Source organism: Xanthomonas sp. NCPPB 1325, from assembly GCF_041477645.2.
GTDB classification, from domain to species: domain Bacteria; phylum Pseudomonadota; class Gammaproteobacteria; order Xanthomonadales; family Xanthomonadaceae; genus Xanthomonas; species Xanthomonas cannabis.
In genome coordinates, this window is sequence record NZ_CM192985.1 from 2,134,195 (window position 1) to 2,149,967 (window position 15,773).

Consider the following 15,773-nt stretch of genomic DNA (forward strand, 5'->3'; position numbering starts at 1 on the left):
GTGAGGTAATAGCCGTTGGGCAATCCTGCAACACAAGACGGAAGCGCCATCATCGAACCCTCAGTTACATCCCCGTTCACGCTGCGCGTCATTCCACGCGATCAGCACACCATTTCGCGCAAGGACATCAGCCCCAACGCGCTGCGCGTGTTGTACCGCCTGCGCGAATCGGGCTTTGGCGCCTATCTGGTCGGCGGCGCGGTCCGCGACCTGCTGGTCGGCGGCCACCCGAAGGATTTCGACGTCGCCACCAGCGCCACGCCCGAAGAGGTCAAGGCGCTGTTTCGCAACTGTCGCCTGATCGGCCGCCGTTTTCGGCTGGCGCATGTGGTGTTCGGCCGCGAGATCATCGAGGTTGCCACCTTCCGCGCCAACGTCGACGACGGCAGCGGCGACCGCGAGCTGGATAACGGCCGCCTGGTGCGCGACAACGTTTACGGCACCATCGAAGACGACGCGATCCGCCGCGACTTCACCTGCAACGCCCTGTACTACGCGATCGAGGATTTTTCGGTGCGTGATTACTGCGGCGGTTTCGAGGATGTGCAGGCACGGCTGATGAAGTTGATTGGCGACCCGGAGCTGCGCTACCAGGAAGACCCGGTGCGCATGCTGCGCGCGGTGCGGCTGGCGGCCAAGTTGAATTTCGACATCGAAGCCAGCACTGCCGAGCCGATCCCGCGCCTGGCCGGTCTGTTGTCCGAGGCAGCGCCGGCGCGCCTGTTCGAAGAGATCCTCAAGCTGTTCCTGTCCGGGCATGGCGTGGCCAGTTTCCAGGGCCTGGAGCGTTACGGCCTGCTCGGCGCCTTGTTCCCCGAGAGTGCGGCCGCACTGAAGTCCAACCGCAGCGGCGCGTTGCGCGCGATGGTGCTGGAAGGCCTGCGCAATACCGACGCGCGCGTTGCCAACGACGAGCCGGTGTCGCCGGCATTCCTGTTCGCGCTGTTGCTGTGGCCGGCGTTCTGCCGCACCTTGATGGGGCTGCAGGCGCAGGGCGTGCAACCGGAAGATGCGCAGCGCCGTGCCGCCGACCGCGTCACCTTGCATCAGTTGGAGCGCGTGGCATTGCCGCGCCGGTTCTCGCTGCCGATGCAGGAAATCTGGTTGTTGCAGACGCGCTTCTCCTCGCGTCAGCGCAAGCGCGTGTTCCGCACCCTGTCGCATCCGCGCTTCCGTGCGGCGTTCGATTTCCTGGTGCTGCGTCAATTTGCATCGCCCGATCATGCTGCCGACGTCGAGTTCTGGCGCGAGGCGCAGAAGTCCTCCGGCCAGGAGCTGGTGGATGCGATCGAATCGGCGCAGTCCGACCACGAGGGCGAAGAGGGCGCGCCACGCAAGCGTCGTCGCCGTCGCCGCCGCCCCGGCGCCCCGGCAGGCGAATAAGCCATGCAGATCGCCTTTGTCGGCCTGGGTGCCAACCTGGGCCCGGCCGAGGCCAGCGTGCGCGCGGCCATTGCCGCGCTGGACGCGCTGCCGCAGACCACCCTGGTGGCCGCCTCGCGTCTGTACCGCACGCCCGCCTGGGGCCGCGAAGACCAGCCGGACTTCATCAACGCCGTCGCGCAGCTGCGCACCGATCTGGCGCCACTGCCGCTGCTGGAGGCCTTGCTCGGCATCGAACAGGCCTTCGGTCGTGAGCGTCGGGCCGGCGAGCGCTGGGGGCCGCGCACGCTGGATCTGGACCTGCTGCTGTATGCCGATCAGGTGATCGACCTGCCACGCCTGCAGGTGCCGCACCCGCATCTGCACGTGCGCGGCTTTGCGTTGCTGCCGCTGGCCGAGCTGGCGCCGGACGCCATCATTCCAGGCCATGGAACAGTGCGGCACGCTCTGCAAGCCATCGATCGCTGCGGGCTGGAGCCGATTGGGTAGATAATGGCCGGCTTATCACCCCACGTAATGAGTTCATGAGCAGCCATAGCGACAGCAAGCCCTGGACCGTGCCCGCCCTGGCCGAGGCCAAGCGGGCGGGTCGAAAACTGGTCATGTTGACCGCCTACGACGCCGGCTTTGCGCGCACCTTCGATGCCAATGGCGTGGACCTGATCCTGGTCGGCGACTCGCTGGGCATGGTGGTACAGGGGCATGATTCGACCCTGCCGGTGACTACCGCCGACATGGTCTACCACACCGCCTCGGTGGCGCGGGCGCTGCAGCAGGCCTTGCTGGTGGCCGACCTGTCGTTCCAGGCCGATGCCACGCCGGCACGCGCGCTCGATGCCGCCACGCAGCTGCTGCAGGCCGGTGCGGAAATGGTCAAGATCGAAGGCGCCGGGCACAAGCTCGAGGTCATCCGTTACCTGGTCGAGCGCGAGATCCCGGTGTGTTCGCACCTGGGGCTGACCCCGCAGTCGGTGCTGCGGTTCGGCGGCTACAAGGTGCAGGGCCGCGGCGAAGCCGGCGAGCAGCTGCGCCGCGATGCACAGGCGGTGGTCGAGGCCGGCGCCAGCCTGGTGGTGCTGGAGTGCGTGCCCACACCGATCGCCGCACAGATCAGTGCCGAACTCAGCGTGCCCACCATCGGCATTGGCGCGGGCCCCGGCTGCGACGGCCAGGTGCTGGTGATGCACGACATGCTGGGCCTGGACAGCGGCCACCGCCGGCCGAAGTTCGTCAAGGATTTCCTGGCTGAAGGCGGCTCGGTCGCCGGCGCAGTGCGCGCCTACGCGCAGGCCGTGCGCGATGGCAGCTTCCCCGATGCAGAGCACGCGTACGCCGCATGATCCAGACCCTGACCGATCTTTCCGCGTTGCGCGCCCTGGTCACCGGCTGGAAGCGCGAAGGCCTGCGCGTGGCGTTGGTGCCCACCATGGGCAACCTGCATGCCGGGCATTACTCGCTGGTGATGCTGGCGCGCCAGTACGCCGACCGCGTGGTGTCCAGCGTGTTCGTCAACCCGACCCAGTTTGGTCCCAACGAAGACTTCGCGCGCTACCCGCGCACACCCGAGGCCGACCTGCGCGGCCTGGAGGATGCCGGGTGCGACGCGTTGTGGCTGCCTGACGTGGAGACCATGTATCCGCTCGGCACCGCACTGGCCACGCCGGTCCATGCGCCCGGCGTCAGCGACGTGCTGGAAGGCGTGTGCCGGCCGGGGCATTTCGATGGGGTCTGCACGGTGGTGGCGCGGCTGTTCAATCAGGTGCAGCCGGACGTGGCGGCCTTCGGCAAGAAGGATTACCAGCAGCTGGCGGTGATCCGGCAGATGGCGGCCGACCTGGCGTTTCCGATCGAGATCCTCGGCGGCAGCATCGTGCGCGAGGCCGATGGCCTGGCGATGAGTTCGCGCAACCAGTATCTGTCGGCGGACGATCGCCCGATCGCCGCGCAGATTCGCAAGGTGCTGCTGCAGATGCGCGACAGCTTCGCGGCTGGCACGCCGCGTGCGCAGGTCGAGCAGGCCGCGCATCAGGCGCTGGAGCATGCCGGGTTCCGTGTCGACTACGCGGTGGTGCGGTTGCCCGACCTGAACGAGCCGGGCGAGAGCGATGCCGGCGCCCGCGTGGCGCTGATTGCCGCGCGGCTGGGCACGACGCGTCTGATCGACAATCTGGAATTCTGAGCCGCCGCATCGCGCAGACAGCCGGATCGACGCCGGCGCCGGGCATGCGCGACCCGCATGCGGGCGCTGGCGTCGCGGCCGGCCTGAAGCCCTCACGACCGGGCGTGCGGCAAACCGGTGGGCGCTGGCGCTTTCCGCTAAAATGCCGGCTTTCCTTTCGTTGTTGCCTGCGTCCATGCACCTGTCCCTGCTCAAAGCCAAGATCCACCGCGCCACCGTCACCCACTCCGAGCTCAACTACGAAGGCTCGATCGCCATCGACGGCCTGCTGCTGGAAGCGACCGGCATCCGCGAATTCGAACAGGTGCATATCTGGGACGTCACCAACGGTGCGCGTTTCAGCACCTATGCCATCCGCGCCGAAGACGGCAGCGGCATCATGTCGCTCAACGGTGGCGCTGCGCGTCACGTGCAAGTGGGCGATCTGATCATCGTGGCGGCGTTCGCCAGCATGAGCGAAGACGAAGCCAAGACCTTCAAGCCCAATCTGGTATACGTGAACGCGCACAACGCGATCTCCCACACCAACCACAGCATCCCCACCCAGGCCGCATGACACAGACCAACGGATTCGACGCGCTCCACGCCCACGCCCAGCGCCTGCGCGGCGCTGCCATCCCCGCATTGCTTGCCGCCGAGCCGGAACGGCCGACGCAGTACGCCAGGCACGTCGGTCCGTTGTATTTCAATTTCGCGCGCCAGAAGTACGACCGCGCCGCGCTCGATTCACTGTTTGCCATCGCGCGCGAGCGCGATCTGGCCGGTGCGTTCCAGCGCCTGTTTCGTGGCGAGCAGGTCAATGTCACCGAACAACGCGCGGCCTTGCACACCGCGTTGCGCGGCGATCTGACCGATGCGCCGGTTGCCTCCGAGGCATATGCCACCGCTGCGCAAGTGCGCCAGCGCATGGGCGATTTGATCCAGCAGCTGGAAGCCACCGAGGTCACCGACATCGTCAGTGTCGGCATCGGCGGATCGGACCTTGGCCCGCGCCTGGTGGCCGATGCGCTGCGCCCGGTCACCGGTGCGCGTTTCCGCGTGCATTTCGTGTCCAACGTCGATGGCGCAGCGATGCAGCGTACCTTGGCGACGCTGGACCCGGCACGCACCGCCGGCATCCTGATTTCCAAGACCTTCGGCACCCAGGAAACGCTGCTCAATGGCGGCATCCTGCATGCCTGGCTCGGTGGCAGCGAGCGCCTGTATGCGGTGAGCGCCAACCCCGAGCGCGCCGCCAAGGCCTTCGATATCGCACCCGGCCGCGTGCTGCCGATGTGGGATTGGGTGGGTGGGCGCTACTCGTTGTGGTCGGCAGTGGGCTTTCCGATTGCGCTGGCGATCGGCTTCGAGCGTTTCGAACAATTGCTGGAAGGTGCCGCGCAGTTCGATGCGCACGTGCTCAACACGCCGCTGGAAGAAAACGTCGCGGTGTTGCACGGGCTGACCGCGGTGTGGAACCGCAACCTGCTCGGTAGCGCCACGCATGCAGTGATGACCTACGACCAGCGCCTGGCACTGCTGCCGGCGTATCTGCAGCAGCTGGTGATGGAGAGCCTGGGCAAGCGGGTCAAACTCGACGGCTCGGCGGTGGACAGCGACACCGTGTCGGTGTGGTGGGGCGGTGCGGGCACCGATGTGCAGCACAGTTTCTTCCAGGCGCTGCACCAGGGCACCAGCGTGGTGCCGGCCGATTTCATCGGCACCGTGCACAACGACGATCCGTATGCGGAAAACCATGTCGCACTGATGGCCAACGTGCTGGCGCAGACCGAGGCGCTGGCCAATGGCCAGGACAGCAGCGACCCGCACCGCAGCTATCCGGGCGGCCGCCCGAGCACAGTGATCCTGCTCGACGCGCTCACCCCGCAGGCGCTGGGAGCGCTGATCTCGATGTACGAGCACAGCGTGTACGTGCAGTCGGTGATGTGGGGCATCAACGCGTTCGACCAGTTCGGCGTGGAGCTGGGCAAGCAGCTGGCGAGCCAGTTGCTGCCGGCGCTGAAAGGCGAGGCGGCCGAGGTGGCCGACCCGGTGACCCGCGAGCTGCTGGGCAAGCTGCGCGGCTGAGCCTGGCGCAGCGTGCGTGACAAGGAACGGGGCCTGCGGGCCCCGTTTCCGTTTGGAGCAGCCCAACGAAACGCGTGCGCTCACCCCAGGCGGGCGAGGCCGATGCTTGGGGCGGCATGCACCAGGCGTGCGTTTGGGTCTGAGGGCGGCTGCGTCCATCTGACAACTGTCTGCTGCGTATCAATCAGCCGTACTTGTTCGGCATCTTTTTTCACCACGTCTAAAATGGACAAATTTCCCAAAATGGACGTTTTGACGTAGGCTGACGTCACCCACATCGCAGGACCGCCCCATGTCCCGTCATCAGGACTTGCCCGAGCTTGAAAAAGCGCCAGCGGCCGACATCAAGATCAAGGGTTGGCCCAGCCTGATGCGCAAGGTGCGCACCCACGGCGCAGTGGTCATCACCAATCACAACCACCCCGAAGCGGTGGTGGTGGATGCAGAGGAATACCGGCATCTCGTGCGGCAGGCCAGTGCGCTTGCCGATGCGGCCACGCGCGCGCAGTCGCTGCAGGCCTTGCAGGCCAAACTCGACGCGCATCTTGCCGCGGTCACCGATGGCGCGGTGCTGGCTCGGGTGATCGCCAAGCCTGCACGCCGTGGCCGCAAGATCGCCTTGGGCCCGTCGCTCTGATCGATGGGAAATATCCTGGTACTGGCTGGCGTCAACGGCGCCGGCAAAAGTTCATTGCTGGGCACCTTGCTGCAGGAAGACGGCGCCAGCTGGTTCAACCCGGATGCCTTCACCCGGCAACTGGTGCAGCAGGGCTGGACACTGGAAGAGGCCAATGCCCAGGCGTGGCAGGAAGGCGTGCGACGGCTGCGCCAGGCGATGGCGGACGGCAGCGATTTCGCATTCGAAACAACGTTGGGCGCCACCACCATTCCGCGTCTGCTGCGCGAGGCCAGCGCGCAACACACGGTGGCAGTCTGGTTCTGCGGGTTGGCAACGGTGGACCTGCACGTCCAGCGCGTGGCAGCACGGGTCGCTGCCGGCGGCCATGCCATTCCCGAGCACAAGATCCGCGAGCGTTACGACACATCGCGTGCCAACCTGATCGCATTGCTGCCGCATCTGGCAGTGCTGCATGTCTACGACAACAGCGCGCCGGCCGACGCGGCGGGTCAGGCGGCACCGATGCTGGTGCTGGAACTGGACCGCGGCGGCCTGCACTACCCGCAAACACCTGCAGAATTGGCGCAGGTGCCCGATTGGGCCAAGCCCATCGTGATGGCGGCATTGGAGACGCGCCGCGTGTCTTGAGCTGCACATCCGGGCTGGCCTCCGGGAGTCGCTGCCTGATTCGCACCGCGTTGAAGATAGGAGCAGCTAGTAAAACGCCTCCATGCCGGCCTATCGCGACCGGATATGCATCCCTTTAATAAGAACGGCCAGCCAACTGCCTGGTGCGGTGTCCAACTTTCGGGGGGGGGGGGCACTTCATGGACGAGTTTACGGCGTGTCCCGTGAGCGGTGAGGGCACCGCGCCCTCGACTAGAATTGAAGATCGCCAAGCGCGCGCGATACGCACGATGCAGGCCTCGCTACCTGATTGCTCAATCCTGGCAGATCAGGCGGAGAGCGGATCATCTGCGCCTTTGCTGCAGGGCCCTTGCCCGCTCACCATCGCGGGACACGCCGTGAATCCGTCCCTGGAGCAACTGTGTTGATCAGGATCTCGATCCGCGAGCTCTGATCGGTTTCCTTCAGACGTGTTCATCCATAGGTGGCGGCCGCTGGCCGGCACGCTTTTGCGTCTGCTCATGGCCATCGAGCATGCTCAGGCTGGCTGCGTGGCGGCTCTTTCATCGCGCACGCGCGCATTGAGGATGACCAGCATCTTGCGCATCACCGCCACGATCGCGACCTTGCCTTCCTTGCCGCGTGTCCGTAACGCTCTATAAAAATCACGCAGGCGGGGCTCGTGACGCGCCGAGGACATCGCCGCCATGTACAGCGCTTGCCGGATATCGGCACGGCCTCCGCCGATCCCTCGTTTCCCACGCATCTTGCCGCTGTCGCGCGATAGCGGGGCAACCCCCACCAATCGGGAGATCTGCTTTCCGTTGAGCGTCCCAAGCTCCGGCAACCGGCACGCCAACACGGCCAGCAATACCGGACCGACCCCTTTGAGCGTCTTCAACGCCGCCAGGTGCGGTTGCTCGATGAGCAGCGTCTTTAGCTGCCCGGCGATCAGTTCATCCAGCCGCGCCACACTGCGCACGAGCTGGTTCACGTTGGCCTGCAGCAGCTTGCGTAGCGGTTTGTCCGCCACCTGCAACAGCTGTTGTTTGGCCGTCTTCAGCAGATCGATGAGCTGGCGGCGGGCGCGGACATGCTCGCCCAGATGACGCTGCCACGGCGGCAGTGGAACATAGGGATGAAGCTCCATCTTCTCGGCCATACACGCCAGCATGCCCGCGTCCAGCCGATCGGTTTTTGCCAGTCCCAAGCCGTTGGCCAAGTGACGCGCCCGAGACGCATTGGCGCGTGCCACCGGGATTCCCGCCTGATGCAGCGCGTCCAGCGCGGCCAGCTCGTAGCCACCGGTCGCCTCCAGCACCACCTGCCTAACTGGCAGTGTCCTCAGCCAATGGACGAGCTTGCAGTGCCCGCTTGCCGTGTTGCTGAACTGGCGGGCCTCACCTTGAAAGACAGCCGCATCCAGGGACTTCTTGCACACATCGATCCCGATTCCGCTCATGGGAGATCTCCGCTAGGCTGGAAATGTCGAGAGCTCCCTCGCCTGCCCAGTCTTATCGTTTCGAGTGTCACCTCGGGCAACTGTTCGGGCGAAACAAGGGAGATTCCGGCGTGGGTGCCAAGCTCCAAGGCGATCGCTTAGATCCAGGCTCATACGGCAGCCCACGCCGGCTCTCGACACCTACGCTGCCACATTCCGAACAGATAAGGCTCTGGCGCGGCATCCATGCCGCTCAAGGTCCCGCGACGGTGAGCGGGCAAGGACCAGTCGAGATGGTCGGTGCGTACAGTTTCCAAAAACGTAGCCAGCAAACTGTCTGGTACGGTGATTTCATTCTTCAATAAAGCCACCAGCCAACTGTCTGGTGCGGTGTCCTTACCGATTGCGGGACCGTTGGCGGCATGGATGCCGCCACCGAGCCCCCATGGACGGGTTAACGGCGTGTCCCGCGAGCGGTGAGGGCACCGCCCCCTCGACCAACTCAGCATTTGCCATCACCAACGAAGCTACGACGCGAATGCCGATTACCGTTATTAAGTGGTTGAAGAGCGCAGAAGATCAGCTGCGAAGCGATACAGCTGCATTTTGCTGCAGGGTCCTTGCCCGCCCACCATCGCGGGACACGCCGTGAACCCGTCCCTGGAGCAACTGTGTTGATCAGGATCTCGATCCGCGAGCTCTGATCGGTTTCCTTCAGACGTGTTCATCCATAGGTGGCGGCCGCTGGCCGGCACGCTTTTGCGTCTGCTCATGGCCATCGAGCATGCTCAGGCTGGCTGCGTGGCGGCTCTTTCATCGCGCACGCGCGCATTGAGGATGACCAGCATCTTGCGCATCACCGCCACGATCGCGACCTTGCCTTCCTTGCCGCGTGTCCGTAACGCTCTATAAAAATCACGCAGGCGGGGCTCGTGACGCGCCGAGGACATCGCCGCCATGTACAGCGCTTGCCGGATATCGGCACGGCCTCCGCCGATCCCTCGTTTCCCACGCATCTTGCCGCTGTCGCGCGATAGCGGGGCAACCCCCACCAATCGGGAGATCTGCTTTCCGTTGAGCGTCCCAAGCTCCGGCAACCGGCACGCCAACACGGCCAGCAATACCGGACCGACCCCTTTGAGCGTCTTCAACGCCGCCAGGTGCGGTTGCTCGATGAGCAGCGTCTTTAGCTGCCCGGCGATCAGTTCATCCAGCCGCGCCACACTGCGCACGAGCTGGTTCACGTTGGCCTGCAGCAGCTTGCGTAGCGGTTTGTCCGCCACCTGCAACAGCTGTTGTTTGGCCGTCTTCAGCAGATCGATGAGCTGGCGGCGGGCGCGGACATGCTCGCCCAGATGACGCTGCCACGGCGGCAGTGGAACATAGGGATGAAGCTCCATCTTCTCGGCCATACACGCCAGCATGCCCGCGTCCAGCCGATCGGTTTTTGCCAGTCCCAAGCCGTTGGCCAAGTGACGCGCCCGAGACGCATTGGCGCGTGCCACCGGGATTCCCGCCTGATGCAGCGCGTCCAGCGCGGCCAGCTCGTAGCCACCGGTCGCCTCCAGCACCACCTGCCTAACTGGCAGTGTCCTCAGCCAATGGACGAGCTTGCAGTGCCCGCTTGCCGTGTTGCTGAACTGGCGGGCCTCACCTTGAAAGACAGCCGCATCCAGGGACTTCTTGCACACATCGATCCCGATTCCGCTCATGGGAGATCTCCGCTAGGCTGGAAATGTCGAGAGCTCCCTCGCCTGCCCAGTCTTATCGTTTCGAGTGTCACCTCGGGCAACTGTTCGGGCGAAACAAGGGAGATTCCGGCGTGGGTGCCAAGCTCCAAGGCGATCGCTTAGATCCAGGCTCATACGGCAGCCCACGCCGGCTCTCGACACCTACGCTGCCACATTCCGAACAGATAAGGCTCTGGCGCGGCATCCATGCCGCTCAAGGTCCCGCGACGGTGAGCGGGCAAGGACCAGTCAAGTTGGTCGGTGCGCAGAGCTTTCAATAAAACAGCCGGCAAACTGTCTGCTGCGCTGATTCCGTTCTTCAATGAAGTCACCAGCAAATGTCTGGTGCGTTGATTTCGTTCTTCAATAAAGCCACCAGCCAACAGTCTGGTCAGCGCACCGCGCACTCGACGTTGCGCGATGGCCATACATCAGCGCGCCCTCATGCAAGCGACTGTCGCGCAGTCGAGGTGACCGACGAAGATGCCGACCGCAGCGCGTTGCCTGCGCTGCGAGCGACGACACCTTGCGCTCACGCCTTGCCCAGCTGCACGGCCACCGGGTCGCCGGTGAGATAGCCCACCGCGGCGCCGAAGCGATTTTTGTAGTTGGCGCGGATCAGCGGGTCCAGCACCGGCTTGACGGTGTCGTGCAGCGGGCTTTCCCAATCGCCGGGATGCTGGAAATTGCTCATCACGTAGGTCCAACCGTGGATCTCGTCGACCGCGTGCAGACCGGTCGATTCCGCACCCGCCGGCACCGACAGCACACGCGTCAGCGCGCCGCTGTCCACGTTGTAGGCCCACAGGAAGTTGTTGACGTGCAGGCTGCTGTCTTCGCCGATGAACAGGGTACGCAGCGACTCGGAGAACTTGAGGTTGTCCGGGTTGGCCAGGCGCTCGGGGTCGGCAAGATTGCCGAGCGCATCGGGCCTGTCCAGATTGTGGCCGGTGAGGGCGGCCGGGGCGGCCATGTCGATTGGCACCCACTCGCTGTGGATCGGTGCGCCGTGGCTGTCGCGTTGGCCGCCGCGCAGGTTCAGGGCATACACCGCCCCGGCTTCCGGACCCTGTACTTTTACATCTCCCGAGCCGTTGAGCATGCTGGTGACGATGTAGGACATGGCCATGTAGGCGACCTTGTCCTTGGCATTGACCGTGGTGCCTTCGAGCTTGGTGAAGCCCAGGCTGCCGCCGGCCAGCGCTGCGTAGCGGTGGGTTTCCAGATAGGCGGCGGCCTTTTCCATGCCCGGCTTGATGCGGATCCAGTTGAAGGTGCCGTTGAACGGGATCTTGGTGAACGAGGCATCGCCCGGGTCGCTCAGATGCACGTCGAGGATGTCGGCAGCGGTGAGGCGGTCGGCCATGGCCTGGACTTCGGCACTGGTGGCATGGCCAAGCTTGATCCAGCGCAGCGTGGCCGCGCCCGGGCCGATGCCCGAGGTCTGCTGCCACTTGCCGACGTACAAGGTGCCGGCCGACAGGTCGGCCTTGCGATCGGCAATGAACATGAAAAGACCGCCATTGGTGGCGTCGTCGCCCATCAGCACGGTGCGCTGGTCGGGCATCACCTGCACCAGTTCGTGCGAGATGCGGCCCAGGCAATAGTGCTTGCGCACGCTCCCGGTTCCGTCCGGGTGCACGGTGATCTCGGGCAGATGGCCGTAGTGATACGGGTTGGCCTTTTCCGGGTCGCCATACAGATGCGTGCTGTAGCTGCGGAACTGGGTATTGCCGGTCAGCGCGGTGGCGTCGGGTTCGTACTCTTCGCTGGACAGATGGGTATTCCACGGCGATAGGCTGGCCCCGCAGGTGGTCCACAGCCCGTGCACCGGCGCGGTGTCGACATTGTGGTACTTCACCAGCGACAGCTTGCCGGTGGCCGGGTCCTGATCCAGCGTCAGCACGGCGATTGGCGCGGGCAAGTGGCGGTTGGTGTCGTTGCCGGCCTGGTCGCGGGTGGTGTATTCGAACTGCACCACCGCGAAGACGTGGTTGCCCTTGACGCCGGGCACCTTGGCATCGGGCAGGGTCAGCAGCGAAGAGCCGTCCGGGCAGTCGGAAAAGAACGGCCGCTCGGCACCGGGTTTCGAACGGTCGATGATCGGGCGATGCTGGATGTCGTAGTAACCGCCGGCCAGCACGGTGCCGCCCTTGCCGTCGGGCACCTGATCACCGGTGACGAAGAACGGGTGATACGCCAATGCGTAGCGCTGCGTGCTGCCGTCGCTGCGCGCCACGGTGAGTGCCGAGCCGACCGTGGTGGTGGCCATGGCCGCCGGGTTGGCCAGGCTAGGCGCGGGCATGCCGTGGAAGGTGGCCGAGACCAGCCGGGTTGGGGTTTCCGATGGTCGCAACGGGCGCGCGGCCAGTGCGGCGCTGCCAAGTTGCTGGAACGCGGCGGCGCTGACATTGCCGAGCGGCAACAGGGGAACGGCCGCCAGCAATTGCATGAGGCGACGGCGGGAGGGATCGGGGGAGGCGGACATCGAAACTCCAGGCAAAGGCAACGATCAACGATGGCGATGGCACATCGGCAAGCCGGTCACGCTAGGCCGGCGGTATGACAGTTGTTTGACGGCAAGCTCACCCGTTGGCGTGCGTTCGGACGCGCCCGCACAAGCGATCGCTGCAGCAGGCCGGCACAGGCGGCGGCTGCGCACTGCCAGGACCTGTGGGTGGTGCATTGCAGCAAAGTGCAGCTGCGCGGAATGCCAAGCGCGGCAGCGGATTCGGCAGTTTTCCGTGGTTTCACAGGTGCTGCCGGTATTCCAACGCTATAGCCCCGGTCAATAAGTTGGCCGTCATTTGGCATACGGTCGCGCGTTGTTGACAGGGTAGGGGAATCACGCAAGCGTACGCCGCCTAATGGCCTGCGGCGCAACGCATCGCCGTGGGAGAACCACCCTGGAGACCCGGATCTTGGACAAGCTGCTTCGTCGTACCGCCGCGCCCGTCGCGCGGCGTGCCCTCTCTCTGGCAACCGCTGCGGCGGTGCTGATGCTGGCCGCCTGCCAAGGCAAGGACACCACCGCCGAGGCGAGCAAGGCCGCGCCGGCCGCAGCACCGGCCGAGGCGTCCACTGCCATCCATCCGGACCAGTGGCCCTCGCCGAAGTGGCCGTTCGCGCAGGACGCGGCGCTGGAGCAGCGCATCACCGACGTGATGGCCAAGATGAGCGTGGAAGAAAAGGTCGCCCAGACCGTCCAGGGCGACATCGCCAGCCTGACCCCGGACGATGTGCGCAAGTACCGCATCGGCTCGGTGCTGGCCGGCGGCAATTCCGATCCCGGCGGCAAGTACAACGCCAGCCCGGCCGAATGGCTGAAGCTGGCCGACGCGTTCTATGAAGCGTCGATGGACACCTCCAAGGGCGGCAACGCGATTCCGATCATCTTCGGCATCGATGCGGTGCACGGCCAGAGCAACATCGTCGGCGCCACCCTGTTTCCGCACAACATCGGCTTAGGGGCCACGCGCAACCCTGACCTGATCAAGAAGATCGGCGAAGTCACCGCTGCCGAAACCCGCGTCACCGGCATGGAGTGGACCTTCGCGCCTACCGTGGCAGTGCCGCAGGACGACCGTTGGGGCCGCAGCTACGAAGGCTATTCCGAGTCGCCGGATGTGGTGGCCAGCTTCGCCGGCAAGATGGTCGAAGGCGTGCAGGGCACCCCGGGCACGCCGCAGTTCCTGGACGGCAGCCACGTGATTTCCTCGGTGAAGCACTTCGTCGGCGACGGCGGCACCACTGACGGCAAGGACCAGGGCGACACCAAGGTGTCCGAAGCCACCATGCGCGACATCCACGCCGCCGGGTATCCGCCGGCGATTGCGGCCGGTGCGCAGACGGTGATGGCCTCGTTCAACAGCTTCAACGGCGAGAAGATGCACGGCAACAAGGTCATGCTGACCGACGTGCTGAAGGGCCGCATGAACTTCGGCGGCTTCGTGGTCGGCGACTGGAATGGCCAGGGCCAGGTCAAGGGCTGCACCAACGACAACTGCCCGGCCTCGTTCATTGCCGGCGTCGACATGGCGATGGCCGCAGATAGCTGGAAGGGTATCTACGAAACCGAACTGGCAGCAGTGAAGTCCGGCCAGATCTCGGCCGAGCGCCTGGACGATGCGGTGCGCCGCATCCTGCGCGTCAAGCTGCGTCTGGGCCTGTTCGAGGCCGGCAAGCCGTCCAAGCGTCCGCTCGGTGGCAAGTACGAATTGCTGGGCGCACCGGAACACCGCGCCATCGCCCGCCAGGCGGTGCGCGAGTCGCTGGTGCTGCTGAAGAACCAGGCCGGCATCCTGCCGCTGGATCCCAAGAAGCGCGTACTGGTGCTGGGCGATGGCGCCAACGACATGGGCAAGCAGTCCGGCGGCTGGACGCTGAACTGGCAGGGCACCGGTACCAAGCGCAGCGACTACCCCAACGGCAACACCATCTGGGAAGGCCTGGACAAGCAGATCAAGGCGGCCGGCGGCAGTGCCGAGCTGGCCGTGGACGGCGCCTACAAGACCAAGCCCGACGTGGCGGTGGTGGTGTTCGGTGAAAACCCGTACGCCGAGTTCCAGGGCGATATCGCCACCCTGCTGTACAAGCCGGGCGACGAGAGCGAGCTGGCGCTGATCAAGAAGCTCAAGGCCGAAGGCATCCCGGTGGTGGCGGTGTTCCTGAGCGGCCGTCCGCTGTGGATGAACCAGTACATCAATGCCTCCGACGCGTTCGTGGCTGCGTGGTTGCCGGGTTCGGAAGGCGAAGGCATTGCCGATGTGTTGCTGCGCAAGGCAGATGGCAGCGTGCAGAACGACTTCAAGGGCAAGCTCAGCTTTTCCTGGCCCAAGAACGCGATGCAGTTCGCCAACAACGTCGGCCAGAAGGATTACGACCCGCAGTTCAAGTTCGGCTTCGGCCTGACCTACGCCGACAAGGGCGACCTGGCGGCGCTGCCGGAAGAATCGGGCGTGTCCGGCGAGCAGTCGGTGGGCGGGGTGTACTTCGTGCGCGGCAAGCCGGCACTGGGGATTGCCATGCAGCTCTCCAATGCGGGCCAGGCCAACATGCCGGCGACCACGCTGCCGGTGGGTTTGTCCGATGGCAGCCTGAAGATGAGCGCGGTCGATCACAAGGCGCAGGAAGACGCACGCCGCCTGGTGTGGTCCGGCGACAAGGCCGCCAGCGTGCTGCTGGTGTCCGGCAAGCCGGTGGATGTGTCGCGTGAGAGCAACGGCGACGTGCAACTGCAGCTGACCGTGCGCCGCGACAGTGCCGTGACCGCACCGGTGTGGCTGGGCGTGGGCTGCGGCGACAAGTGTAGTGGCCGGGTCGATGCACAGAAGACCCTGGCCGCACTGCCGCAAGGTCAGTGGAAGGTGGTCGGCGTGCCGTTGAAGTGCTTCGCAGTGGCCGGTGCCGACGTGACCAAGCTGACCCAGGTGGCCAGCATCGAAAGCGCTGCGGCACTGAACCTGTCGGTGTCCAGGGTGGCGTTGGGCGCGCTCAACGAGGCCGAAGCCACGGTGGACTGCCCGGTCAAGTAAGGCGCATGCCTGGCGGCAGGCCGCCGGGCATGACCTAACGCATGCAACAAGCGCGTTGCCGCCATCGGCAACGCATTACAGCGGCCACCGATCGCGGTGGTGTCATCAGCCGCCGCGGGGGCGGTGTTGTCGATCGGCCGGGATGGCCTGCAGCTGCGGTTCGCCGCGCTGCCATCGTGCACCCGGTGCGCGG

At 65.4% G+C, this 15,773-nt stretch carries 13 protein-coding genes; 9 read left to right on the forward strand and 4 right to left on the reverse strand.

The genetic code is table 11. From position 1 onward, the window contains the following. Positions 1-15: 15 nt before the first annotated feature. The 8 genes from pcnB (at position 16) to ACCQ10_RS09055 (ending at position 6,896) form a co-directional block, all read left to right on the forward strand. Positions 16-1,383 carry a polynucleotide adenylyltransferase PcnB gene (pcnB, locus tag ACCQ10_RS09020; RefSeq protein ID WP_039413126.1) on the forward strand — a complete coding sequence of 456 codons (1,368 nt, stop codon included), beginning with the start codon at positions 16-18 and terminating at the stop codon, positions 1,381-1,383. A gap of 3 nt (positions 1,384-1,386) precedes the next feature. Further along, complete coding sequence (gene folK / locus ACCQ10_RS09025) at positions 1,387-1,872, forward strand: 2-amino-4-hydroxy-6-hydroxymethyldihydropteridine diphosphokinase (RefSeq protein WP_166752797.1); 486 nt, start codon at positions 1,387-1,389, stop codon at positions 1,870-1,872. Between the two features lie 35 nt (positions 1,873-1,907). After that, positions 1,908-2,723 (forward strand): 3-methyl-2-oxobutanoate hydroxymethyltransferase, encoded by an 816-nt coding sequence (gene panB / locus ACCQ10_RS09030; RefSeq protein WP_047696111.1) that lies wholly within the window; start codon positions 1,908-1,910, stop codon positions 2,721-2,723. Next, positions 2,720-3,562, forward strand: coding sequence for a pantoate--beta-alanine ligase (gene panC / locus ACCQ10_RS09035; RefSeq protein ID WP_372362837.1), 843 nt, complete (start codon positions 2,720-2,722; stop codon positions 3,560-3,562). The genes panB and panC overlap by 4 nt, the downstream gene beginning before the upstream one ends. Before the next feature lie 175 nt (positions 3,563-3,737). Then, positions 3,738-4,118 (forward strand): aspartate 1-decarboxylase, encoded by a 381-nt coding sequence (gene panD / locus ACCQ10_RS09040; protein ID WP_003481969.1) that lies wholly within the window; start codon positions 3,738-3,740, stop codon positions 4,116-4,118. Further along, positions 4,115-5,629: a glucose-6-phosphate isomerase gene (gene pgi, locus ACCQ10_RS09045; RefSeq protein WP_372362838.1), complete on the forward strand. Its 1,515-nt coding sequence runs from the start codon at positions 4,115-4,117 to the stop codon at positions 5,627-5,629. The genes panD and pgi overlap by 4 nt, the downstream gene beginning before the upstream one ends. A gap of 292 nt (positions 5,630-5,921) precedes the next feature. After that, on the forward strand, positions 5,922-6,266 hold the full coding sequence (locus ACCQ10_RS09050) for a type II toxin-antitoxin system prevent-host-death family antitoxin (RefSeq protein ID WP_372362839.1): 345 nt from the start codon (positions 5,922-5,924) through the stop codon (positions 6,264-6,266). A gap of 3 nt (positions 6,267-6,269) precedes the next feature. Continuing rightward, positions 6,270-6,896, forward strand: a complete 627-nt coding sequence (locus ACCQ10_RS09055; protein ID WP_372362840.1) for an ATPase — start codon at positions 6,270-6,272, stop codon at positions 6,894-6,896. 517 nt (positions 6,897-7,413) lie between these two features. Here ACCQ10_RS09055 and ACCQ10_RS09060 read toward each other — a convergent pair. From ACCQ10_RS09060 to ACCQ10_RS09075, 4 genes are all read right to left on the reverse strand, one after another. Next, entirely contained in the window at positions 7,414-8,337 is a 924-nt protein-coding gene (locus tag ACCQ10_RS09060) for an IS110 family RNA-guided transposase (protein ID WP_184386145.1), read from the reverse strand. A 767-nt stretch (positions 8,338-9,104) separates the two neighbouring features. Next, positions 9,105-10,028, reverse strand: coding sequence for an IS110 family RNA-guided transposase (locus ACCQ10_RS09065; protein WP_184386145.1), 924 nt, complete (start codon positions 10,026-10,028; stop codon positions 9,105-9,107). A gap of 149 nt (positions 10,029-10,177) precedes the next feature. After that, complete coding sequence (locus tag ACCQ10_RS09070) at positions 10,178-10,474, reverse strand: hypothetical protein (RefSeq protein WP_372362841.1); 297 nt, start codon at positions 10,472-10,474, stop codon at positions 10,178-10,180. A gap of 104 nt (positions 10,475-10,578) precedes the next feature. Further along, the gene (locus tag ACCQ10_RS09075) at positions 10,579-12,534 is read right to left on the reverse strand and encodes a PhoX family protein (RefSeq protein WP_372362842.1); all 1,956 of its coding nucleotides are present in this window, start codon (positions 12,532-12,534) and stop codon (positions 10,579-10,581) included. Positions 12,535-12,967: 433 nt separating this feature from the next. Here ACCQ10_RS09075 and ACCQ10_RS09080 point away from each other — a divergent pair, with 433 nt between their 5' ends. Beyond that, complete coding sequence (locus ACCQ10_RS09080) at positions 12,968-15,580, forward strand: glycoside hydrolase family 3 protein (RefSeq protein ID WP_372362843.1); 2,613 nt, start codon at positions 12,968-12,970, stop codon at positions 15,578-15,580. Positions 15,581-15,773: the final 193 nt, after the last annotated feature.